Below are 23,009 nucleotides of genomic sequence, written 5' to 3'. Positions count from 1 at the left end.
TACGGTTTCTTTCCGGTCCTTTCGGGCTGACCGGAATAAGGTGCCGTCATGCGCTTCGGGGTACTGGGACCAGTGACGGCGTGGACGGACGCGGGGACGCCCGTGGTCATCCAGGGGCTGAAGGTGCGTGCACTGCTGGCGAACCTGCTGGTGCACGAGGGCCGACCTGTGCCCGCGGACCGACTCATCGACGACCTCTGGGGGTCGGAACTGCCCGGTAACCCGTCAGGGACGCTCTCCGCGAAGGTGTCCCAGCTGCGGCGAGCATTTGAGGACGCTGAGCCCGGCAGCCGCGCCCTGGTGCAGTCCGGACCGGCCGGCTATTCGCTAGTGGTTTCTGCCGGCACGTATGACGCTCTGCAGTTCGGTGAACTGCTGTCTGCCGGCTCGGTCGACGAGGCGCTGGCGCTGTGGCGCGGTCCGGCGTACGCCGACTTCGCGGACGACGCGTTCGTCGAGACAGCTGTCGCTCGGCTGACCGACCTGCGGCTCACCGCTCTCGAACAGGCCGATCTACCTGTTGTGGACCTCGCAGCCCTCGTCAAGGAGCACCCGCTGCGTGAGGGGCTCCGCGCTGCGCACATGAAGGCGCTCTACCGCTCTGGCAGGCAGTCCGAGGCACTCGAGAGCTTCGATGAGCTACGGAAGTTGCTGTTGGAGGACCTCGGCCTGGACCCCAGTCCGGAGCTGGTGGCGCTGCAGCAGTCGATCCTCGCTCAGGAGCTGCCGCACGCACGTAGCAACCTTCCTGCTCAGCTGACTGAGCTGATCGGCCGCACCGATGCGTTGGCCGACGTAGGTGCCCGTTTGGGCACATCACGGTTAGTCACGCTGACTGGTCCGGGAGGTGTCGGTAAAACTCGCTTGGCGCTGGCTGCTGGGGCTGGTGTTGCGGACCGGTTCGCTGACGGCGTCGTGCTGGTCGAGCTGGCTGCGGTGACTCCTGACGCGCTGTCGGTCGCCAACTCGCTCACTGACGCGGTGCAGGCGGCTCTGGATCTCCGCGACACCGAGGGCACCCCTGTGGTCGATCGGTTGGCCTCAGTGATGGGCTCCCGGCTGCTGGTCCTGGACAACTGCGAGCAGATCGTCGAGGAGGTCGCCGCGCTGACGGACCGCTTGCTGGCCACGGCTCCGGGTCTACGAGTGCTGGCGACGAGTCGCGAGCCGCTGGGCCTGGCTGGGGAAGTGGTGTGGAGTGTTCCGCCCTTGTCCGTGCCGCCTGTGTCGGCGGGCGTTGAGGTAGTTGGCGAGTGCAGTGCGGCGCAGCTGTTCGTGACACGTGCGGCGGCCGCGTCACGTGGCTTCGCGCTGACGGACGAGACCGTTGCTGACGTCGCCGTACTGTGCAGGCGACTGGACGGGATCCCGCTCGCGTTGGAGCTCGCTGCGACGCGTGTGCGAGCGCTCGGGGTACGTGGGCTCGTAGCGCGGCTGGACGACCGCTTCCGGTTGCTGGCGACAGGACATCGCGGTGCTGCGCCACGACAGCAGACGCTGCACGCGATGATCGACTGGAGCTGGGAGCTGCTCGCCCCCGACGAGCAGTCAGTACTGCGGCAGCTCGCCGTACATGCAGATGGCTGTACGGCGGACGCTGCGGCGGCTGTGTGCGGTGAGGACGACGTACTGGATGTCCTGGTGCGATTGGTCGACCGCTCGCTCGTCGTACCGGTCGACGGCGGTCGCTTCCGGTTACTCGAGTCAGTCGCGGCGTACTGCGTCGAGAAGCTGCGGGTGAGCGGTGAGCTGGAGTCATCTCGGCAGCGGCACCTGTCCTACTACGTGTCGCTGGCTGAGGCGGCGCGGCCAGGGTTGTTCGGTGACGAGCAGAGCAGGTGGCTGCAGCTGCTGGACGAGGACTCCGCCAACTTCCGGACCGCCATGGACCGTGCAGTCACCACAGGGCAATTGGACCTCGCTGAACGGCTTGTGGACGCGCTGTCTTGGTACTGGTTCCTCCGCGGTCGGTATGTGGAGGCCATGCGGTCTCTGGACACCGTGCCGGGTTCTGCACGGGCTGGGGTGTGGCGTGCCGGGTTCATGTACCTGCTCGGGCACCCAGACGCTCCGGCGGAGCGAGACCGTTGGCTGGACAGTGCCGATGCCATGGGGTTGTGGTGGATCGCCCATGCCGCCAGCGACGTCGGCGACCTCTCCGCATGCCTGTCGATGCTCGACCAGGCCCTGAAGACGTTCGAGGCCGACGGGAACCAGTGGGGTGTGGCGGCTGTGCTGGCAGCCCGCGCGAAGCATGCGCACGTACGCGCGGATCTGCCGGCCCTGTACGACGACGCCTGTCAGAGCATCTCGATGTTCCGCTCGCTGGGGGACCGTTGGGGTGTGCTGCAAGCGACGGGCTGGTTCGGGGCGCACGCCGAGCTCGTCGGCGACTTCGACGAGGCCGAGCGGCTGCACCTCGAAGGCGCCGAGGCCGCGGAGGAGATCGGGCTGTGGCCCGAGGTCGCCAACGCGTTGGGCATGCTCGGGTGGACGGCGATCCGGCGAGGACGCTACGAGTCGGCCCGGACGTACGGCGAGCGTGCGTTGCGGCTGGCGACCGAGCAAGGGCAGCGCGCGTCGCAGGCGCTGGCGGAGCTGGTGCTCGGCTTCGCGGCCCGTCGTACCGGCGCTCTGGACGAGGCCTCGGAGCGGTTGCAGGCGTTGATCGACGCCGCCCGTCTGCAGACGGAGTCCGTGCTGTATCTGTCGATCGTCCTGGAGGAGCTCGGGCACGTCAGGGAGCTCCAGGGCCGGTCGGACGACGCGTTGGAGCTGCACGTGGAGGCCTTCCGGGTCTCGGAGGAGTTCGACTCGCTGCGGGGCATGTGCTGGGCGCTGGAGGGGATCGCGGGCTCGCACCCGGACAAGACCCTCGCTGCGACCCTGCTGGGGAGCTCGGCCGCGACCAGGGCCACCGAGAACTATCTGATGGCCTCGACAGAGGAAGAGGACCTCGCCCGGGCGGTCGCTGCGGCCCAGTCCGCGCTGGGTCCATCGGCCTATCAGGCGGCGTACAGGCGCGGCTCAACGTTGAGCCCGGCGGAGGTATTCGGGCTGCTCGTCCGGCAGTAGATGTTCTGTAGTTGAGATTATTCGTCTATCGAAGTAGTTTTGCTCCCGAACCCACTTCGAGAAGGTGAATCATGGATTACGGCCACGAGCTGGTCTTCGGCACGTTCCTGACCCCCGCGGTCGACACCCCGGACCGCGTGATCGCGCTCGGCCAGCTGACCGAGCAGGTCGGCCTCGACCTGGTGAGCTTCCAGGACCACCCGTACCAGCCGAGGCTCATGGACGCCTGGACGCTGCTGTCCGTCGTCGCTGCCCAGACAGAGCGCGTGAAGGTCACCACCAACGTCGCCAACCTCCCGCTCCGGCACCCGGTCGTCCTGGCGCGCAGCGTCGCGACGCTCGACCTGATCACCGGTGGGCGGATTGAGCTCGGCCTGGGCGCCGGTGGGTTCCTGGACGCGGTCGCAGCAAACGGTGGGCCGCGGCTGACCACCGGACAGAGCATTGCCGCGCTGGAAGAGGCCATTGCGATCATGCGCGAGGTCTGGACACCTGGTGGTGGCGGCATCCGGCTGGCCGGCAAGCACTACACGGTGTCCGGTGCGAAGCGCGGTCCGGCGCCGGCGCATGACGTGTCGATCTGGCTGGGTGCGTACAAGCCGCGGATGCTCGCACTCACCGGACGGCTGGCGGACGGGTGGCTGCCGAGCAGCGGGTACGCCGGGCCGGACGAGCTGGCCGCGATGAACAAGATCATCGACGAGGCAGCTGTGGAGGCCGGGCGGGACCCTGCTGCGGTCCGGCGGCTGTACAACATCTCCGGTCAGTTTGTTGGTGGCGGTGGGTTCCTGCAGGGGCCTGAGGAGCTGTGGATCGACCAGCTGACCGAGCTGACGCTGGGGGAGGGGATGAGCACCTACATCCTTGCCTCGGACAACCCTGACGACATCCGGCGGTTTGCTGAGGTGGCAGCTGGTGTGCGGGAGGCCGTAGCGGTGGCTCGGTCGGGCGCTGCGCGTGTGGTTGCTGCGCCGGTGCCTGCGACGGGCTTTGGTGTCGTGCCGACACCACCTCCTGCTGTACGACGTAGCGCCGTACAGCTGCTGGACGAGTCCGCGCGGCCGACCGGTCCGGCGCAGGACCCGTCCCGGACGTACACGCCGTACCAGCTGCAGTCCGGTCAGCACCTGATCGACGTACACGACCACCTGCGTGCAGAGCTCGACCAGGTCCGGGATCTGGTGGAGCAGGTGGCAGCAGGGACGCTGGGGGTCGGTGCGGCGCGGTCGCACATCAACACGATGACGATGCGGCAGAACAACTGGACGCTCGGGACGTACTGCGAGTCGTACTGCCGGCTCGTGACGACGCACCACTCGCTCGAGGATGCCTCGCTCTTCCCGCACCTACGCCGCGCCGACCCTGACCTGGTACCGGTCGTGGATCGGCTGCAGGAGGAGCACAAGGTCATTCACGACGTACTGGAAGGTGTCGACAAAGCACTTGTCGCGTTGGTTGACGGATCAGGCGACATCAACGGCCTGCGGGCGGCCGTCGACCTGCTGGACGACACGTTGCTGTCGCACCTGTCCTACGAGGAGCGCGAACTGGTCGAGCCACTGGCGCGACTCGGCGTTCTGTAGGACTACTTCGCCTCGCCCAGCAGGGAGGCGAGGATGTCGAGGAGGCGGAGCGTCGGCACCTCGCCGAGCAGACGGGCGGCGCTGGTCGCCGGCTCCGCGATGAGGCGGACCTGCAGCAGCTTGAAGTCACGGACGTTGGCCGGGTTCACCAGGTCCTCGCGGACCGCCTTGAGGAACTCGGCTCCGGCCGAGGCCGAGCCGTAGGTCATCCGGATGAAGCTGTCGGTCACCGGGTACAGGTACGGCCGCTTCAGGTGCAGCAGCTTCGACTTCTTCGCGTGCCCGAACCCGCGGTGGCCGGTGAACTTGTCGTCCAGCGCCATCGCCGCCTCGAACAGCTCACTGCCCGGCGCGGCGTCCTCGAGGCGCGCGTCCACCGGGATCGCGGCGAGCTCCTTCTCGGCCTCCACCTCCAGGAGCCAGGGGATGTCCAGCACGCGCAGGTCGGCGCCGATGACCATGATCCGGCCAAGGTCCTCGAACGTCACCTGGTTGGGATCGGAGCCACCGACGGTAGTCATACCCGGCAGCCCGTCGTAGTACTGCAGCACGGCGCCGTTGGTCTCGGCGTACAGCCGCAGTTGCGCGATCGCCTCGTCGACGACGATCTTCCGGGTACCGATGTTCATGAGCCACACCCTCACACTTGTGGTGGCAGACCCGCCAGCGGGCGGACCATCATTCGAACGTTCCTCACCTGTTTCCGCAGATCGTAGCGACTCCACGGCCCCCCGCACGCCAAAGTCACTGCCCGTTATCCACAACCTGTAACCATCCGGTCTTTTCGCAGGCTGATCTCCGTAAACTCTCTGTCACAAGCCCACGACTGAGCGGAGGCGAATCATGCGGAACCGGCTTGTTGCGCTCGTCCTCGCCGTCCTGCTCCTGCCCTTCACGCCGGTCGCGTACGCAGCGAAGCCGGACGAGTATCCGTGTCTGCATCCGGACATGACCGTCTCTGCGAAGGGCGAAGTCCTGAGCACCGGCACCGAGATCGCCCTCGACGGCGGTATGGCGCACGCCGGCACCGGGCTCACCCTCACCTTCCAGGCCCGGACCTTCAACCTGACGATCGACCTGTGCAACCTGCGCCTCACCGACGCCCGCACCTGGCAGGTCAACAACTGGCCCTGCGAGAACACGCCCAAGCCGAAGCCGGCACGGACCCAGTCACTGAGCTGGTCGGTCTTCGTGCCACTCGACTGCAAGTTCATCGGCTCACCGAATCTGCTGGGCGTCTCCTTGACGAACGGCAAAGGCTCGGCGTCTGCCTCGGTGATGATCTATGCCGGTGCGCCCGGGTTCGTGCTCCCCGACAAGCAGGCACGCGCGTTCTTCGGGCCGTTCGCCATGCAGTCCGACCCCGTCAACTCCCTCACGGGCGCGCTGGCCGCTGTCGAGACGGACGCTTCCGTGACGGCGCTCGGCGTACCGCTCACGGTGACCCGGACGTACAACTCGAACGACGGATCCACCGGGTCGCTCGGTGCCGGATGGAGGGCGTCGTACTCGGACCGCCTCGAGTTGTCGCCGACCGGTGCGCGATATCTGGCGTCCGACGGGCGGGAGATCGGGTTCACGCGTCGCGGGTCAGTCTTCGCCGTGGAGGAGGGAGCTGCGCGCTTCACGCTGGCGCGGTCGGGGTCGACGTACCTGCTGACGAGCGTCGACCAGGTGCGGATGCAGTTCTCGGCGGCCGGCGAGCTGCAGGCGATTCGGGACCGCAACGGTCAATGGGTGACGATCGGGCGGGCCTCGGGGCAGGTGCGGACGGTCGCGAACGGGCGGCGGTCGCTGTCGTACGACTACAACTCGGAGGGGCAGATCGCGTCGGTGCGGTTGTCCGGGCCTGGCGTTGCGGCGCGGACGGTGCGGTACGAGTACGCCGACGGTCGGCTGGTCGGGGTGACGTCGCCGGGCGGGATTCGGACGCGGTACGAGTACACCGAGGGGCGGCTGACGTCGGAGACGGTGGGGGATGCGGCCAGGCCGGCGTCCGTGACCGAGTACGACGCCGACGGGCGGGTCGTCGCGCAGACCGACGCCAAGGGCGGTCGGTCGACGTGGTCCTGGGAGACCGAGGGCATCCGCGGCACGTCGACGATGACCGACCCGACGGGTGGGAAGTGGATCAACGAGTACGAGCGGAACTGGCTCATCCGCCAAACCGATCCGACCGGCGCCACGGCCACGTTTCATTACGATGCCGCCGGCAACCTGATCCGGGTCTTCGACAGCCTTGGGCATGGTGCGCGACACGAGTACGACGCGCTTGGTCGGGTCGTGGCCTCGACCGACGCGGTCGGTGCCGTGACCCGGCGTACTTACAACACCCGCAACGACGTCCTGGCGACGGTGGATCCGCTTGGGCGGCGGACGACGTACACCTATGACGTCCGCGGGAACCTGACCGGCACGGCGTACGCGGGTCGGACCTCGTCGGTTACCTACGACGCGCGCGGCCTTGTCGCGACGTCTCACGATGCTTTGGGCCGTGTCTTTCGGTATGCGTACTCCGCCGACGGCGATCTGGTGACGGTCACCGATCCGCTGCGGCAGGTGACGCGGATCGAGTACGACGGCTGGGGACGGCCGGTCAAAACGACCTCACCGCGCGGTGCCGTCAGCACGGTCACCTACAACGACGGCGACCAGCCGCTCTCGCAGCATGGGCCGCTTGATGTCGCCACGAGCCAGACCTACGACGGGCAGGGCCGCATGTCGACACTCGTCGACGCCCGCGGCGGCACCACCAAGCTGCGCTACGACGACGCCGGCGCAGTCGTCGGCGTCACCAGACCATCGTTGCCCGAAGCCACCACGACCTTCGACGCATCCGGCCGGGTCACCGGGACCGTCGACGCCAGCGGGCGTTCGCAGACCTTCGTGTACGACGGCGCGGGCCGGACGACGTCGGCGACGTACGGCGGCCGCACCTGGACGTTCGCGTACGACAAGTCCGGCCGCCTGATCCGCACCACGCTGCCCTCAGGCAAGACGGCGTCCTTTGCTTTGGATGCGCGCGGTGCCCCGCTGCGGATCTCGTACTCCGACAAGACACCCGCAGTCAGCTACACGTGGGACGCCGCAGGCCGCCGTACCTCGATGACCGACGGCCTGGGCGTCACCCGCTTCGGGTACGACGCCTTCGACCAGCTCACGTCGGCCGGCCCCGTGTCGTACCGCTGGGATGCCGTCGGCAACCTCAGCGGACGGACGGCAGCCGGCCACACCGAGTCGTACACCTGGGACGCCGTCAACCGTCTGACCTCCGCCGCCGCTGACGGCAAACCACTCGCCTCGTATCGCTACGACCTCGCCCGCGGCACGATCACCACAACCCAACCGGGCGGGCTGATCAAGACCGAACAGCTGGACGTCCGCGGCCGCACCACCTCTCTGTCCGTCGCCCAGAACGCCCGCCCGCTGCGCACGACAACCTCCACGTACGACGCTGCCGACAACCTCACCCGCTCCGACGACTCGGTCGCAGGCAAGTCGTCGTACACCTATGACCCGCTGAACCGCCTGACTGCGACCTGCTATGGCGTCGACCAATGCACAGACGACGCGAGCGACTACATCCGCTACGACTACGACGCCAACGGCAACCGCACCTGGGAGAAGCGCCCGACAGGGAGCACCTGGTCTCTCTACGGCCCCACCAACGAACTCCAGGCCTCGCTCACCACACCGGCCACCTACCCACTCGACGTACCCACCACCCGCCGCTACACCTACGACCCCGACGGCAATCTAACCTCCGACGGCACCACCACCTACACCTGGTCAGCCGCCGGCAAACCCCTCACCTCAACCACCGCAGGCGTTAAGACCACCTACACCCACACCGGCGACGGCCGCCGAGCCACCTCCACCACGGGGACCCAAACCACCCGCTACCTCTGGGACCCACTCTCACCCCAAATCCTGGCCACCACAGGACCTTCACAACCCACCCGCTACCTCTACGGCTCCGGCCTCGTCGCCCAACAAACCCCGACCGCCTGCACCCCGCTCACCACTACCCCCAACGGCTCGGTGCTCACAGCAACAACCACCAAGCCCGAACAATACAACTACGAGCCCTACGGCCAAACCCGAGCCGGCCCAACCAAGCCGACCACCCAGAAGGAGACCCCCGGCTACATCGGCGGCCTCAAACTCCCGTCCGGCAACTACCTCCTGGGCCAACGCGAATACAACCCCACCACCGGCACCTTCCTAACCACCGACCAGGCAGGCTCCGCCAACCCCTACGCCTACACCACCGGCAACCCCCTCAAAACCACAGACCTCCAAGGCCTGGACGACATCGAGGGCACCCTCACCGACGTCTCCCACGTCTCCGGCTACATCTCCACAGCCGCCCTGGGCGGCGCCGTAATCTGCACCCTCGCCCGAGCCTGCGCCCCCGCCATCCCCATCCTCCTCCAAATCTCCTCAGCCACCGGAGTAATCTCCGCCGGCGCCGCCGGCATACTCGACTCCCAAGCCTGCGTCCTCAAGGGCAACTGCTCCCAACTAGTAGCCGACGTAGCAGTCGGCCTCGTCGCCACCCGCTTCCCCGCTCTCGGCCGAGCGCGTGCTGCGGTGGGGACTGCTAGGCCAGCACTCGGCTATGCGGAAGGGACGGGAGCGAGCGCCCTGACACCGAATCGTTTGCAGCATGGAACCAAACACCTGGTCACGGCAGGCTTGTTGCCGCAGTGGTCCGGCAAGACGAGTCCTGAGATCATCAGGCGCGAGCTGGTCCCGATCTTGGAGCACCCACAGGCGACCGTTGATCACAAACTCGGTCAATACCGCGTCAAGGGTTTCCTGGGAGTGATTGATGGTGAACAGGTGGCAGTCTTTGTGTACAAAGAAGGCCCGTACACAGGACAGCTGGCTTCCTCGTCGAAGCCTTCGGAGAACCAACTGAAGATGTGGGGGATCGGATGACTGTCACGCCCGCGCGTGACGCCCTCGTTGTGATCGTCGACGGGGACGAGGTGCCAGGTATCACGATTTACGGTCTTGCGAGGCGCGGCGGTTGGGGTCCGGTCGTGATTCCTGCTCATGTGTGGTTCGGCGAACCTGAAGTCGACGAGTTTGTCCTGCGCGGTGACGCGTGGGAAATCCCGACCTGGGACCTGCCGATTCTCATCTGGCCAACAGCTGACGGCATGGCGGCCGCGCTGCGGCTTTCGCTTGCCGCGGTCATTGCGTCCGGATGCTCTGTTGCGTGGGTCGGCGCTGAGGGCCTTCCGTTCTGCGATCCGCCCCAGTTGTTCGACCCCGGTTGCATGTCCACAGGTGTGTTGGCCTGGATGACGGCGCAAGGACAGTTCGAGTGTGCGTTGGATCCGAATGAGCCGATCTCGCCGATCTCGGACCAGCAGTTGTCGATGCTGAGGCAGTTTGCCCGAGGACTCGCAGATGTCCCTTAGCAGACCCAGATGACGCCAGACTTCGCCGCCTTCCGGATCGACGTGCTGTTGTCCTCTCAGCGAGCCCTGTGGGACTTGGTCACACCCAAACTCAGAGCTGTCGCAGTCCGCCCGACGTACCCTCGCATCGAGGCGAGGTTCATGTACGAGTCGGTCGGCCAAGTGGAGCATCTCCTGGTCTCGGAGGTCGGCGCCTACGTCGTCGCCGACTTCGTATCGCCCGTCGACATCCGCTTCGACGCTGTCGCCGTACCGGCCTCGCAGTCGCGGGAACTGTTGGCTGGCGAGGAGTGGGTGTACCGGCGGCGTGAGAACGAGCCAGAGTGAGCTGGAGTTGGCTACCTTCCCGATGGCCGACAGGAGCGGCTCGTTCAACTCGGCATCCGTATCTCACCTACGGACGACAGGAGCTTCGACCAAGTCACGCTACTCACCAGACAGGATAGGTAATGTTTCAATATCCTGTTTGTGGTGTGGGAGCTACCTGACGGTGTCGCCGTACCAGGTGTGGCCGCCGTCATCCTTGCTGGACGTGATTGCTCAGAACGGCACATTCGTCAGCGCTTGGAAGCTAAATCCCGATCAGCTAGGCAACGTTCTCAACCATGGAGGTCTCGGCGGTGGCTGACGAAATCTCGCTCGGATTGACCCGGGATCAGGCACTCGTGTTCTTCGACTGGTTGCTGCGGACCGACGATGCGGGCGAACCGGCAGGCTTTGCGGATCAGGCCGAACAGCGCGTGTTCTGGGACATCAGCGCGTCTCTGGAGACGCTTCTCACCGCACCCCTTGCACCTGACTACCGAGAACAGCTCGAACGCGCCCGTGCCAGCGTTCGCGACAGTGACAAATAGCTTGCCAGTCAGCCGAAAGCCGTCCGTGCTCGATCCTGTTGAAAGGACGAGGCACGGGAGTTCTGACAGTGGTTCGCCGTGCTGCCGAACCTCAATGGCAGAGGTCACGTCGACTTTCAAGAAAATCTAGCCCTGCAACAGACCGTCGTCGGAGGGCCAGTGTGAGGAGGGATACTCCGACAACATCTACGAGTTCTGCAACGACCTCGCCGTACGGGATCTCGTCTTGAAGCTTCTCGACAGCCCGGTGCTACGGAGCTACGCGCAGATGGGTGGATACGGAAGAGGTCGACGAGATCGATGGTCGCTGCTGCGCCTTCGCCAACAGTTACGGAGTCATTGTGATGGTGGTCGACCGACCCGCCCGCTGTGTGAACGGGGCATGGATCGCCTGGCGATGGCGGGTTTTTTCAGCAGTGGCGGGTTGTAGTCCGCTAGTGGTGCAACAAGCCGCCAGTCGGGCAGCGCGTGGCCGGTCTGTTTGGTGGGTGGCGTGAGATGGGGCGGGTGGAGGCGTGCTTGAGGGTGGCACCGTAATTGGGTTGAGAGGGCGGGGGTAGGTCCTCATCATGGGGACATGATTACGACGAGCTTTGGATTGTTGCTGGTGGGACCTGTGGCCTTTGTGGCTCGGGTTCAGCAGCAGGCTCGTCGTGGGTGGGGGTCGAGCTTCGGTCCGTTGTGATCGGGGTGGTGGTCGCGGGGCTTTTGGCTGGGTATGGGGTTGCTATGCCGGTCGGGCCTGTCGGGACCTATCTTGTGGCGTTGACGGCGCGGAGTTCGTTGCGGATCGGGGCGTTTGCGGCGCTCGGGGTTGCTTCGGCTGATGGCATTTACGCGGCAGTGGCAGCGGGTGCCGGGTCGGTGTTGGCTCCGTTGCTGGTGCCGGTCGTCGGGCCGTTGCGGTGGGCATCGGTTGTGGTGCTGGTCGGGCTTGCAGTGATGGGGGCCGCTAAGGCGGTACGGCGGTATCGCGAGCGGCGGATTGTTGCGTTGCAGCAGGAGACGCCGGTTGGCGCGTGGGCGGCGTACTTCGGGATGCTCGGGATGACGATGCTGAACCCGTGGACGGTGATCTACTTCGCGGCGCTCGTGCTTGGCGGGTCGGGGGTCGCCGGAGTTGGCGAGCGAATCGTGTTCGTGGTGGCGGCGTTCGTTGCGTCGGCCAGTTGGCAACTGTTGCTCGCGGGTGGGGGCGCGTTGCTTGGGCGGTTGCTCACCGGAGCGTTCGGGCGATTGATGACTGCGTTGGCCTCGGCTGCGGTCATCGCCGTATTGGCAGTCCGAATCGTTGCCTAGGGCACCTGGTGTTCGATTGCGCCGCTGGGGTTGAGGAACAGGAGGATGGGCGGCGCGGTGTTCGGGAGGATCTCGGCGTACGCGTGGAGCTGGGGTGCGTAGTACGCGGCGCGGCTGTCCAGGGCGGCGGCGGGGATGGCGTCGGTTTTGTAGTCGACGATGGTAAGGCGACCGTCGTCCTCGCGGTAGATGAGGTCGACGAAACCTTCGAGGACGGTGCCGTCCGGTTGGACCGTGCCGACGTACGACTCGCGCCAGTGTGCGCGGGCGGCGGCGCGCTTCACCACGTCGGATGCGAGCGCCGAACGGACGAGTGCGGTGACGACGTCGGCGTACTCGAGGACGCCCTCGGCGAGGCATTGCGTGGACACGGCGGCTTCGAGGCCGGCGCCGGTGGTGAGGTCGACGACCTGGAGTACGGCGTGCACGGCTCGGCCGATCGCGGTGCCGTAGCGGCCCTTGGACCACGGTGGGAGCTCGAGGTCGCGGGCGCCCTTGGCGGTTCCGGGGTCGATGACGGCCAGTCCCTCGGCGGTGCCGGCGGTGACGGATAGCTCCGGGCCGGTGCCTTCGAGGCCGGAGGCGCTCTGGGCGGAGCGGGCTCGGCTTGCGGCCTGGGCGGCGGCGGCTCGGGACTCCCACTCGGTGCGGGAGATCGGCGGGGTGACGTCGGGGCTGCCCGTCGGCTCGCGGTCGGGGACCGGTGGGCCTGTGAAGAGCGTGGCGTGCGGTGCGTCGACGCCGCCGGCAGTCGCGAGGAGCTCGGCGTTGCTCGTGTGGCGGCGGTTGCCGGACCGGTGGAGTGAGACGACCAGGTGGTCGCGGGCGCGTGTCGCGGCGACGTACAGGAGACGGCGGCGTTCGTAGTCGTCCATCTGTTCGTCGACGGGTTGGACGAGGTCGAAGTCCTCGGTCTGGACGGACGACTTGAGCTTCACGGCGTAGCCGCCGGGCAGCGGCCACAGGACCTGGACGCCGCGCTGGCGGTTCGGGGAGGCGGTCATGCCGGAGAGGATGACGATCGGGAACTCGAGGCCCTTCGCGGCGTGGATCGTCATCACCCGGACCGCGTCGGCGTCGGTCTCGGGAAGGACGGCCTCGGCGACGCGGGACGTCTCCTCGCCCTGGTGGGCGGCCCAGGCGAGGTACGAGCGGAGGCCGCCGTGCTCGACCTCGGACCAGGCGCGGGCCTGGTCGACGACGAACCGGATCCGGCGCCAGGCGTCGCGGGCGCGGGGGCCGATCGCGGCGACTTCGAGCATGCGGCGGTCGGCGACGATCTTCGCGAGGACCTCGCTGGGGGTGAGCCAGCGGGCGGCGTAGTACGTCCGGCGAAGCCACTCCATCGCCTCGCCGATCGGGTGGGCGAGCAACTGATCGGGGACCGGAGCGGTCAGCGTGAACGTGCCGCCGTTGCGCTTCCAGGTGTAGAGGTCGTCGTCGCCGCAGCCGAACAGCGGCGAGCGGAGGGTGGTGACGAGCGCGAGCTGGTCGCTCGGGTCGCCGAGCGCGCGGGCGCAGGCGAGCAGGTCGCGGACCTCGGCGGTTTGGTAGACGAGGGAGCTGGCTTCCGCACGGTAAGGGATGTCGGCGCGGTCGAGGGCGTCTTCGAGGAACGGGAGCGAGGTGCGGGCCGGCACGAGTACGGCGATGTCGCCGGCCTCCGCGGGGCGCCAGGTTTCCGCGCGGTCGTCGTACACGAGCCAGCCCTCGCGGAGTGCTTCCTCGATGACCGAGGCGACATCGGTGGCCTCGCGTTCGCGGAGGACGGAGGCTTGCGCGCGCGGCAGGTCGTCGTGCGGGGTGGCGCCGAGGATGGTGACGGCGGGACCGGCCGAGGGGTCTTCGTCCGGCGACGGTTCGGGCGGTACGTCGGCGCCGCGCCGGCGGAACGGGAGGACGGCCGCGAGATCACTGACCTGATCCTCGGAGTCTGTGGAGTCGAAGAGGGTGGGCTCGTCGAAGATCGAGAGCTGGTCGCCCTTGACCGGGGCGTCGGGCGGCGGCGCGCTGGGTAAGGCGGGCGGCTTGGTGGGTTTGGTCGGGTTGGTGCGGTGGGGGGAGAGGGACTGGTACGACGGCTGGGCGGATTCGTGGGCCTGGATGAGGGTCGCGAAGACCGTGTTGATCCAGCTCAGGATCGGCGGCACCGTGCGGAAGTTCGTGGTGAGGGCGACCGTTTCGCCCAGTAGTTGCTGGGCGGTGAGGTACGTCGCGATGTTGGCGCGGCGGAACCGGTAGATCGACTGCTTCGGGTCCCCGACCACGAACAGCCGCCCCTCCGGGACCTCGACGTCGTGCCAGTCGGTGGCGTCCGCCTCGGCGCCGCCGGCGATCCGCACCGCGAGCTCGATCTGGATCGGGTCGGTGTCCTGGAACTCGTCGAGCAGCAACCGCTCGAAGCGCTCCTGGAGATCCGCGCGCACCTCGGGATCGCGCCGCAGCAGATCGCGCGCGAGCACGAGCAGATCGTGGAACTCCAGCCGCCCTTCGGCGCGCCGGAGCTCGGCCGATTCCAGCACCCGCTCGGCGATCCAGTGCGAAAGATGCCGGAGGCAAGCGTCGAGGAGCAGCTCGACCAGCGAGCCGGCGACCTCGACGACCTCGGCGCAGTCCCCGCGGACCTTGGCGATGTCCGGCCAGTTCTCCTTGCGCCCGATCCTGCCGACCTTCAGGCCGCGGAACGTCTGCAGCAGCGCGAGCTGCGTCTCCTGATCGGACGCCGCGTCCAGTGTGAGACCGAGCTCGCGGATCTGCTGGACCTTCGGCAGCAGCCGGTCCTCTGGGTCGAGGCAGGTCTCGGCCGCGGCGCCGATCTGCGCCGCCGCGGCGATCAGGCCGCTGAGATCCGGCATCGCCACCAGCTCCGGTGGCTCGACCAGGACCCGATCCGCGATCAGGTCCCAGTCGTTGCCGAACAGCCGCGCGAGTGACCGGAGATGCTTCAGCTCGACACCGACTGCCATCGCGAGCAGCAGCGGCTCGGCGATCGAATCGTCGTCGAGGAGCTGCTGCTGCAGCTCGGCCCAGCGTTCCTCGAAGGCGACCGACGAGCCGACCTCGTCGAGTACGTCGATCAGCGGCGGCAGCCCGGCCTCGATCGGATGCGCGAGCAGGATCTGCTGCGCGAACGCGTGCAGCGTGCCGATCGACGCGGAATCCAGGTCGTCCAGCGCAGCGTCGGCCAGCTGCCGGTCCTCGCTCTTCCGCGCCCTCTCGAACTCGACCCGCAGCCGGTCCCGAAGCTCCGCCCCGGCCTTCTCGGTGAACGTCACGGCGGCGATCGTTCGCAGCGGTACGCCGTCTCGCAGCACCAGCGTGCTGACCCGCTCGACCAGCGCATGCGTCTTCCCGGACCCGGCGCCTGCCTCGACGAAGAGGGTGGTGTCGGTGTCCGACCGGATCCGGTCCCGAGCGGGCCCGTCGAGCAGCTGTTCACTCATCGACGACCTCCAGAGCAGTCGGGTCGATGAGCCGTACGAGCCGTTCCAGCACGGGGTCGTGGCGTTTGCGGTCCCAGCGCGCCCGGACCTCGCTGTGGCCGAGGCTGTCGGGGTTGCAGTACGGGCACTGGACCCACAGGAAGTCCGGCACCTCGGGTGCCTTCGGCGGGAAATGCCCGGCCGCGATCGACGACACGATCACGTCGAGCGTGTCGACGTACCGGGCCTCGACCTCGGGGGTCAGCGGGACCGGGATCCGTTTGCCGCCGCGCCGGACGAACCAGTACGACGCCTCGACCGGAGTGGACTGCTCACCCAGCCGCGCGCGGGCCGCGTACGCGTACACGGGCAGCTGCAGTTTAGTCCCGCCCGCGACCGGATCCGCCTCGATGCCCTCGTACCGCGAGAAGCCGCCGGTCTTCACATCCGTCACGTAGATCGTGCCGTCCGCGCCGACGTCCACCTTGTCGGCGGACCCGCGCAGCAGCACCCGGCCGGACGGCACCGGGATCTCCACCGGAGGCTCGCCGTCGAACCCGAACGTCAGCTCGCTCGCCACCACCTTCGCGTCCCGATCCGTGCGCCAGCGATCGTCGTCGGTGAGCAGCACCATCAGGTCGCCGAGGATCCGCAACCGCTCGCGCTGCCACAGCCGGGGATGCCCGGTCAGACCCTCCGCCTCGAACTGCTCCGCCAGGTCGGCCCCGATCGCCAGCAGCAACTGCCGCTGCTCCGCCGTCCACGGCTCGCCGTACCCCGGCAGCGAACCGTCCAGCCGCGTGACCAACGCGTCCAGACTGTTGTGGATCAGGTTCCCGATCTGGATCGGTGAGATGACGAGCAGATCCTCCGGCGCCTCCAACGGCTCCACCTGCAGCAGCCGTTCGACGAAGTACGCGTGCGGGCACGTCGCATAGGACTCCAGCGACGTCGGTGACGCGATCCGATCCTCGACCGCGAACTCGGGCAGACCGGACACCCCCGACAAGTCCCCGTCGAAGCGCGTGAACGCAGCGGACGCGCGCCCGCGCAGCAACTCCCGCGCCCGCACGAGGACGCCGTCCTGAACCCAAAGCCGCGCCGCCGCCGCGCGCGTCTGCCACTCCTGCTCGGTCGCCGGCATCGTTGCCGTCGTCAACGAACCGGCGTACGACGCCGACGTCTGCAGCACCTCGCCGTACCGGTCCCACTGTGTTGCGGGCAACGCGTGGTCACCTGTCAGCTCCCGCAACGACCCGAGCAGCCAGCGCGTGGGCAACCGCCGCGACGACCTTCGCAGATCGCCGCGCGGGAACGACGCGACCACCCGGGCACCGGCCGAGAACGCGACGAGCAGATGGCGTTGCTTCTCGTCCAGGCGATCCCGGAACGACGCCAACTCCGGCGCAGCCGCCTCACGCACCCGATGGGGGAGCAGCGCGTCCTCGTGGACCCGCCCCGGATACAGATCCTCGGACAGACCGACGACATACACGATGTCAGCCGACAACCCGACGCTCGCGGACAGCGGCGCGACCAGCACGCCCGTCCCGAACGTCCCGACCCGCGGCAGGGACTGCTGCAGTTCGAGATCGAGTACGTCGCGCAGCACCGCGAGGCTCGCCGGAGTACCGAGCTCGTCGAGCGTGGACAGCCCCTTCAACGACCCCTCGACCGCGGCTGCGGCGTACTGCTCCTCGATCGGCAAGGACGAGTAGTCCCCGAGCAAATCGTGAAACAGCTGCAGCACACCTTCGGACAACGATGACCAGGTCTCAAGCTCCGCAAGAGCATTCAGCCGCGCCCGCAACGTCGAAGCGAACGTATGCAGCCGCTCGGCCGTCGACGCGTTGTACTGCGCGCGCCGTACCGCGGCCGGCCGTGGATCCTCGGCCGCCTCCTCCTGGTCCGCGGTCCGCCGCTCCGACTGCGCATACCGCGCCAGCCGCGTGTCCCAGTCGTCTCCACGCACCACACCGGCTGCCCGCGACATCCGCTCCCACTGCGGGACCGGGATGCGCTCGCCGGTGAAGTCGCGCGTCGGCGCATTCGCCAAGGCGCGGAACACGTCCGCGCGCGGCAGATCCTGGTCGACCAGCGCGAGTACTTCGAGGAGCGTCCGCGCGATCGCCCGTTCATGCACCGGACGTGTACCCGGACCGTTCACCTCGATGCGAGCGGCCGAGAGATGCTCGTGGAGCAGACGCGCGTACGGCGAGGCTGCGGCGTACAGCACCGCGATCCGATGCGCCGGCGTGTGCTCGAGCGCCGAGACGACATCACGCACCACGCAACGCACCTCGTCGTCGGCATCGGACGCGTTGAGGATCTCGGTCGCGACCGGATAGTTCTTCGAGATCGACGTCGGCAGGTCGATCCCGATCCGTTCGAGCGATCGCCGCACGGCACGGTCGGCACGGCGTACGTCGGTCAGCCCGACGATCACCGTGAGATCGGCGGCCGCTTCACCGAGCGCGGCGACGAAGGCGGCCTCGGACTGGGTCAGCTCTTGCGGGAGATACAGGACCAGAGCGCCAAGCTCATCGACTGTTGAAGGCGACGCCGCGATCCGGGACGCGGCGGCGCGGAGCAGATCGGTCGCGTCGTACCAGTCCGCGGCCAGCTCGGCGGTGACATGCCGATGCAAACGGACCAGATCCGGGCCGAGCGCGGAGGCCGCAGCGACCTTGTCGAGCGCGGGTTCGGTGAGGTCGCGGAGCTCGCGATGGGCGGATGCAAGCGCTTGGATGGTCGACGGGTGCTCGGCGACCTCGTCGAAGATGCCGGGCGCCTTCGCGAGCGCCGTACGCCAGGTGGCCGCCACGATCGGACGGGTCGCGGGACGTCGCGGCGAAAGCAACCCGGCGGCGACCTGCTCGGCCAGTCGCTCGAGGGTCGCCAGGTACAGACCGGCTACCGAGGAGCGGGCGAGGTGGCGGCGGGCGATCACGCCGGACAGGTTGTTCGGCAGGAGCAGGGTGACAGGGGTCATCGGATCGTCGGCCTTGAGCCGCGCGACGACGGCTTGCAGGCGCTCCAGAGCCGCAGCGCCGTACGCCGTACTCTCGATCCGGACCGTGCTCACCGCAACCCCCGATCTGTTGACTGTCACCGTGACCGTAAACCCTCCCACGGACAGAAAGATGACCGGGCGCGAAACGCCAAGGTTTCTGCAGGGTCGGCGGCTGTCTCGCACACTGAAGAAATGACCAGGGAGACGAGGTTCGCACGGTTGGTGGTCGTGCTCGTCTTCGCGCCTGCCGGTGGATTGTTCGGCAAAGCCGTCGCCGAGGCCGCGCAGGTCCGGCCGTGGTGGCCGTGGCTGCTCGCCGCGCTGGTCTGGCTGCTGCTGACCGGCGCGATCGCGGCAGGGATCTCGACGGCTGTGTCGCACCATCACGCCGAGCACAGATAATGCTCCGATGGCTGCCGCTGTGCATCACGTCGAGATCTGGGTCCCGGACCTGTCCCGGGCCGTAACGAGCTGGGGCTGGGTCCTCAACCGGCTGGGCTGGAAGGACGGTGACGGCTGGCCGGGCGGTATGACCTGGACCGCCCCGGACGGCTGTTACGTCGTCGTCGAGCAGAGCCCGGCGATGTCGGCCGTCGAGCACGACCGGATGCGGCCGGGCATGAACCATCTGGCGCTGAACGCGGCCGACCGGGCCGAGGTGGACAGCATCGTCGCGGAGGCCGCCGAGCACGGCTGGACGCTGATGTTCGCCGACCGCCATCCGTACGCCGGCGGCCCGCAGCATTACGCCGCCTTCCTCTACAACACCGACGGCTACGAGCTCGAAATCGTTGCTCCTGATTAGCAGGTGAGACTACTGATACCTGGAGTGACCACTGGGACCACTGGTGTGACATGGTTACACCAGGCAAGAGATAGTCACGGGGCGAGTGTTGGAGGTCGGTGCTCGTGACGGAGAAGCCTGACGGGGGACCGGCCGCACCGGAGCTCCTGGAAGCGCGGATCCGCGGTTTGCAGCACGCGCTGGGGCAGTTGCTGGACAACGCACGGCGGCTGACGTACGGCGAGCATCAGCGCGCCGTGAAGCTGCATCGCCAACTGCAGGAACAGACCGCCGCCGCCCGGCGTGAGTCGCGGTCGCTGGTCGACGCGAAGACCGCGGAGGCGTTGTCCGACGCCGAGCCCAGGGCGCGACTGCTCGCGGACCGGCTCGCACCCGGCCTGGCGTCGATCCCGCCGAATGACGCCCGTTGGCGTTCGCGTCAACTGGTCGGCGCGGGAGTTCCGGCGCACGTGCGGGTCGGCGAACTGGAAGCCGGTACGCCGGTCGTCGCGCCGCTGCTCCGCACGAACGGCTGGAAGGTGACCGCGGACCGCAACGAGAACGCGCGTCGCCTCCTGCAGAGCATCGCGATGCGGCTGATCGCGGCCGCCGAACCCTTCCGGCTGCGGATCGACGCCTTCGACCCGCGGCTGACCGGAATGATGGGGCTGCTCGGGCATCTGACCACGAAGTACCCGCAATTGGTGCCCAGGGCAACACACACCGCGGAGCAGTTGCACGCCGTGCTTTCCGGGCTGGTCGACGTGTCGTCGCTGCGCGCGAGCCGGCAGGCGCAGCTCGGCCACGAGCGCTTCGAGGACCTGCTGAAGGAGACCGGCCAGGTCACCGATCCCTACCGGATCGTCGTCCTGTTCGACTACCCGTCCGGGATCGACACGCTCGCCCAGCGCGACCTGCTCCGGCTGGCCGCGACCGCGGGCAAGCGCGGCATCTGCTTCCTGGTCCACTACGACGCGTCGACGGCTGCCGAGCTCGACGTCGACTCGAAACAGTTGCTCGATCTCCTCAACCCGGTTGCCATCGTCAACGATCGGGTCGAGGTCGCGCAGTTGCCGCCGGCCAAGCTGGATCCGCCGTTCGACGCGACCATTGCCGCAGGCATCTGCGACGTGATCGCCGAACAGGCCGAGATCGCCGTACTCCCGACCATCGACTTCGACCGGACCCTGCCAGACCGCTCGACCTGGTGGCAGCCGGTCAAGGACGAGGTCGGGACGGTGATCGGGTACGACGACCGCACGCCGGCGCTGGTGCGGTTGCGCAGCGGCAACCCGGCCCTGCCGCACGTGCTCGTCGGCGGCGCGGTCGGCCAGGGCAAGTCGAACCTGCTGCTCGTCCTGATCCACGGTCTCGCCGCGCGTTATTCACCGGCCGACCTGGAGATGTATCTGCTCGACTTCAAGCACGGCGTCGAGTTCTCGGCGCTCGGCCCCGGTCCGGATCGTCCGCACTGGCTACCGCAGATCCGCGTGCTCGGCGTGCACAGCGATCGCGCGTTCGGTCTCGCCGTACTGCGTCATCTGTCGGACGAGCTCGCGCGGCGCAGCGAGATCTTCAAGTCGCACGGCAACGTGGCCGACATCGCGGAGCTGCCTCCGGGGCCGGATCGGCCGCCGCGGATCCTCGTCGTACTGGACGAGTTCCAGGTGCTGCTCGAGGACGACGACGAGTTGGCGGACGAGGCGGCGAAGCTGCTGGAACGCTTGGTCCGGCTAGGGCGCGCGTACGGCGTTCACGTCGTACTCGCGACGCAGACGATCGAGGGTGTGAAGCGGTTGTCGACGCGGCGGGACTCGATCTTCGGGCAGGTGCCGTACCGGATCGCGCTGAAGACGACTCCGGCCGACTCGCAGGCGATTCTGCGCAGCGGGAACACGGCCGCGGCCGAGCTGCAGTTCCGCGGCGAGGCGGTGCTGAACGCGAACTTCGGGTCGCCGGACGACAACCAGCACGTGCTCGTGAGCTATGCGGACAAGCCTGTGCTGGACTCGTTGCGGCAGGAGCTGTGGACGCGTGCGGGTACGGCGGTGCACCCGCCGCGGGTGTTCCATCTGGCCGAGCCGGCGCGGTTGACGGACACGGCGTCGGCGGTGAAGCCCGAGTTGGGGCGGCCGTGGACCGGGTTGCCGATCGCGGTGACGGAGGAGCCGGTTTCCGTCGAGGTACGGCCCGAGCCCGGCGCCGGCGTACTCGTGCTGGGGGACGGACCGCCGGACGCACTCGGCGTACTGACCGGCCTGGCGATGTCGACGGCCGCATCAGCCGTGGATCCGCCGCGGTTCCTCTTCGTGGACGGCACGAACTCCGCGCCGTCTGTTGCTGAGGGCAAGGACGCGTTGGTGCAGGTGCTGCGGCAGCTCGGGTGCGAGGTCGAGACCGTGGACAAGCACGACGACATCGCGCCGCGGCTGTTCGCGCTGCGGGACGCGATGCGGAGCGGGGAGGCCGGCGGGACGTACCTGATCGGCTTCGGGTTCCACGGCGTACCGCGGATGCAGTTGCACGCCGAGGGGTTCTTCGAGAGCCCGGCGAACGCGTTGCAGGACATCGTGCGGGACGGGCCGGCGCAGGGCCTCATCACGTTCGGGTGGTGGAACCGGCTGCATGTCTGCACCGAGCACCTCGGGTACGGGCGGGCCAACGTCGCGACACACCTGTTCCTCCGGCACCCGCAGGACGGCGTACGGGCGGTGGCGGGTCCGTTGGTGCGGTGGGCCTCCGAACCGCATCGGGCGTTGCTGTGGGACGGGCTGCATCCTGAGGCACAGGTCGTCGTACCGTTCGCCGCGCTGCGGTCGGACGAGGTGGATCGCGCGGTGGAGCTGGTGCGTCGATGAAGACTGTGGAGCAGGAGTGGTCCGAGTACGTGCGCGCGCTGCGGACGGTCGCGATGGCGCGGGCCGACGCGCAGCAGGCACAGGACCGGGTGACGGCGCACAAGTCGAAGGCCGAGGCGACCGCGGCGGCCGAGGCCGATGCGATGGCCGAGCGCGGGCGGAAGCTGCAGACCCGGCTGAACTCGCTCGCCGACAAGGCGGCGGAGAGTCTGCAGCGGGCCGGGCTGCCCGCGGAAGGCAAACGGGCGAACCACTCGCTGCCCGAGATCCGCGCCCTGAACGACATCGAGACGGTCGCCGAGCGGATCACCAAGCAGCTCGCCGAGTCGGTCGACCAACTGGAGGAGCTGCGGACGACGGCCCGGGCGCTCCAGGAGCAGCGCAAGCGGCGTACCATCAGCGCGGTCCTGGCGCTGGTCGGGTTCGTGCTGGTCTGGGTGCTCAGCGGATCGTTCCTGGCCGGGGTCGAGGCTGCGGCGATCGCCGCGGTCACGATGCTGGCCGCGTCGCGGATGCTCGGGCTGCCACGGCTGCCCGGCGCTCGCTGGTGGGGCTGGGGCGGTGCGGTCATCGTCTTCGTCGCGATGGCGGCCGGTCTGCCGTGGTGGCTCGGGATCGTGGTCCCGGTCGTCGTGGCGGGTACGGCGATCGTGCTGCCGAAGAAGCGCAACTAGATTTGGGAGTGGGTT

General features: G+C 68.2%; 14 protein-coding genes. 11 read left to right on the top strand and 3 right to left on the bottom strand.

Annotation, left to right across the window (positions count from 1 at the left end):
- Positions 1-48: 48 nt before the first annotated feature.
- On the top strand, positions 49-3,075 hold the full coding sequence (locus OHB24_RS39560; protein WP_327636087.1) for a BTAD domain-containing putative transcriptional regulator: 3,027 nt from the start codon (positions 49-51) through the stop codon (positions 3,073-3,075).
- A gap of 71 nt (positions 3,076-3,146) precedes the next feature.
- Positions 3,147-4,658 (top strand): LLM class flavin-dependent oxidoreductase, encoded by a 1,512-nt coding sequence (locus tag OHB24_RS39555; protein ID WP_327636085.1) that lies wholly within the window; start codon positions 3,147-3,149, stop codon positions 4,656-4,658.
- A gap of 2 nt (positions 4,659-4,660) precedes the next feature.
- Here the strand turns inward: OHB24_RS39555 and OHB24_RS39550 are convergent, their stop codons facing one another.
- Complete coding sequence (locus tag OHB24_RS39550; RefSeq protein ID WP_327636084.1) at positions 4,661-5,287, bottom strand: DUF6308 family protein; 627 nt, start codon at positions 5,285-5,287, stop codon at positions 4,661-4,663.
- Between the two features lie 214 nt (positions 5,288-5,501).
- Here OHB24_RS39550 and OHB24_RS39545 point away from each other — a divergent pair, with 214 nt between their 5' ends.
- The 5 genes from OHB24_RS39545 to OHB24_RS39525 all read left to right on the top strand — a co-directional run bounded on the left by OHB24_RS39545 (position 5,502) and on the right by OHB24_RS39525 (position 12,243).
- Complete coding sequence (locus OHB24_RS39545) at positions 5,502-9,602, top strand: DUF6531 domain-containing protein (protein ID WP_327636082.1); 4,101 nt, start codon at positions 5,502-5,504, stop codon at positions 9,600-9,602.
- A complete protein-coding gene (locus OHB24_RS39540; RefSeq protein WP_327636081.1) occupies positions 9,599-10,090 on the top strand; it encodes a hypothetical protein in 492 nt (163 codons plus the stop codon). The genes OHB24_RS39545 and OHB24_RS39540 overlap by 4 nt, the downstream gene beginning before the upstream one ends.
- Positions 10,091-10,099: 9 nt before the next feature.
- Positions 10,100-10,417, top strand: coding sequence for a hypothetical protein (locus OHB24_RS39535; protein ID WP_327636080.1), 318 nt, complete (start codon positions 10,100-10,102; stop codon positions 10,415-10,417).
- A gap of 293 nt (positions 10,418-10,710) precedes the next feature.
- Positions 10,711-10,944 carry a hypothetical protein gene (locus OHB24_RS39530; RefSeq protein ID WP_327636079.1) on the top strand — a complete coding sequence of 78 codons (234 nt, stop codon included), beginning with the start codon at positions 10,711-10,713 and terminating at the stop codon, positions 10,942-10,944.
- A 729-nt stretch (positions 10,945-11,673) separates the two neighbouring features.
- Entirely contained in the window at positions 11,674-12,243 is a 570-nt protein-coding gene (locus tag OHB24_RS39525; RefSeq protein WP_327636078.1) for a LysE family transporter, read from the top strand.
- Here the strand turns inward: OHB24_RS39525 and OHB24_RS39520 are convergent.
- Together OHB24_RS39520 and OHB24_RS39515 are read right to left on the bottom strand one after the other, a co-directional pair.
- Positions 12,240-15,686: a UvrD-helicase domain-containing protein gene (locus tag OHB24_RS39520; RefSeq protein WP_327636077.1), complete on the bottom strand. Its 3,447-nt coding sequence runs from the start codon at positions 15,684-15,686 to the stop codon at positions 12,240-12,242. The two genes, OHB24_RS39525 and OHB24_RS39520, sit on opposite strands and share 4 nt — an antisense overlap.
- Positions 15,679-18,777, bottom strand: coding sequence for a PD-(D/E)XK nuclease family protein (locus OHB24_RS39515; RefSeq protein WP_327636076.1), 3,099 nt, complete (start codon positions 18,775-18,777; stop codon positions 15,679-15,681). The genes OHB24_RS39520 and OHB24_RS39515 overlap by 8 nt, the downstream gene beginning before the upstream one ends.
- A gap of 93 nt (positions 18,778-18,870) precedes the next feature.
- Here OHB24_RS39515 and OHB24_RS39510 point away from each other — a divergent pair, with 93 nt between their 5' ends.
- The 4 genes from OHB24_RS39510 to OHB24_RS39495 all read left to right on the top strand — a co-directional run bounded on the left by OHB24_RS39510 (position 18,871) and on the right by OHB24_RS39495 (position 22,994).
- The gene (locus OHB24_RS39510; protein ID WP_327636075.1) at positions 18,871-19,080 is read left to right on the top strand and encodes a hypothetical protein; all 210 of its coding nucleotides are present in this window, start codon (positions 18,871-18,873) and stop codon (positions 19,078-19,080) included.
- Positions 19,081-19,087: 7 nt separating this feature from the next.
- Positions 19,088-19,483, top strand: a complete 396-nt coding sequence (locus OHB24_RS39505; RefSeq protein WP_327636074.1) for a VOC family protein — start codon at positions 19,088-19,090, stop codon at positions 19,481-19,483.
- A gap of 104 nt (positions 19,484-19,587) precedes the next feature.
- The gene (locus tag OHB24_RS39500; RefSeq protein ID WP_327636073.1) at positions 19,588-22,320 is read left to right on the top strand and encodes an FtsK/SpoIIIE domain-containing protein; all 2,733 of its coding nucleotides are present in this window, start codon (positions 19,588-19,590) and stop codon (positions 22,318-22,320) included.
- The gene (locus tag OHB24_RS39495; protein ID WP_327636072.1) at positions 22,317-22,994 is read left to right on the top strand and encodes a hypothetical protein; all 678 of its coding nucleotides are present in this window, start codon (positions 22,317-22,319) and stop codon (positions 22,992-22,994) included. Before OHB24_RS39500 ends, OHB24_RS39495 begins: the two co-directional genes overlap by 4 nt.
- The last annotated feature ends 15 nt before the right edge of the window (positions 22,995-23,009 follow it).

Origin of the sequence: Kribbella sp. NBC_00482 (assembly GCF_036013725.1) — a bacterium.
GTDB lineage: Bacteria > Actinomycetota > Actinomycetes > Propionibacteriales > Kribbellaceae > Kribbella.
This window is presented reverse-complemented; position numbering and strand designations above follow the sequence as displayed.

What these genes read in the sequence shown, in the direction of transcription:
- OHB24_RS39560 (WP_327636087.1), top strand. Translation starts at nt 49, where the DNA reads ATGCGCTTCGGGGTACTGGGACCAGTGACGGCGTGGACGGACGCGGGG.
- OHB24_RS39555 (WP_327636085.1), top strand. Translation starts at nt 3,147, where the DNA reads ATGGATTACGGCCACGAGCTGGTCTTCGGCACGTTCCTGACCCCCGCG.
- OHB24_RS39550 (WP_327636084.1), bottom strand. Translation starts at nt 5,287, where the DNA reads ATGAACATCGGTACCCGGAAGATCGTCGTCGACGAGGCGATCGCGCAA.
- OHB24_RS39545 (WP_327636082.1), top strand. Translation starts at nt 5,502, where the DNA reads ATGCGGAACCGGCTTGTTGCGCTCGTCCTCGCCGTCCTGCTCCTGCCC.
- OHB24_RS39540 (WP_327636081.1), top strand. Translation starts at nt 9,599, where the DNA reads ATGACTGTCACGCCCGCGCGTGACGCCCTCGTTGTGATCGTCGACGGG.
- OHB24_RS39535 (WP_327636080.1), top strand. Translation starts at nt 10,100, where the DNA reads ATGACGCCAGACTTCGCCGCCTTCCGGATCGACGTGCTGTTGTCCTCT.
- OHB24_RS39525 (WP_327636078.1), top strand. Translation starts at nt 11,674, where the DNA reads ATGCCGGTCGGGCCTGTCGGGACCTATCTTGTGGCGTTGACGGCGCGG.
- OHB24_RS39520 (WP_327636077.1), bottom strand. Translation starts at nt 15,686, where the DNA reads ATGAGTGAACAGCTGCTCGACGGGCCCGCTCGGGACCGGATCCGGTCG.
- OHB24_RS39510 (WP_327636075.1), top strand. Translation starts at nt 18,871, where the DNA reads ATGACCAGGGAGACGAGGTTCGCACGGTTGGTGGTCGTGCTCGTCTTC.
- OHB24_RS39505 (WP_327636074.1), top strand. Translation starts at nt 19,088, where the DNA reads ATGGCTGCCGCTGTGCATCACGTCGAGATCTGGGTCCCGGACCTGTCC.
- OHB24_RS39495 (WP_327636072.1), top strand. Translation starts at nt 22,317, where the DNA reads ATGAAGACTGTGGAGCAGGAGTGGTCCGAGTACGTGCGCGCGCTGCGG.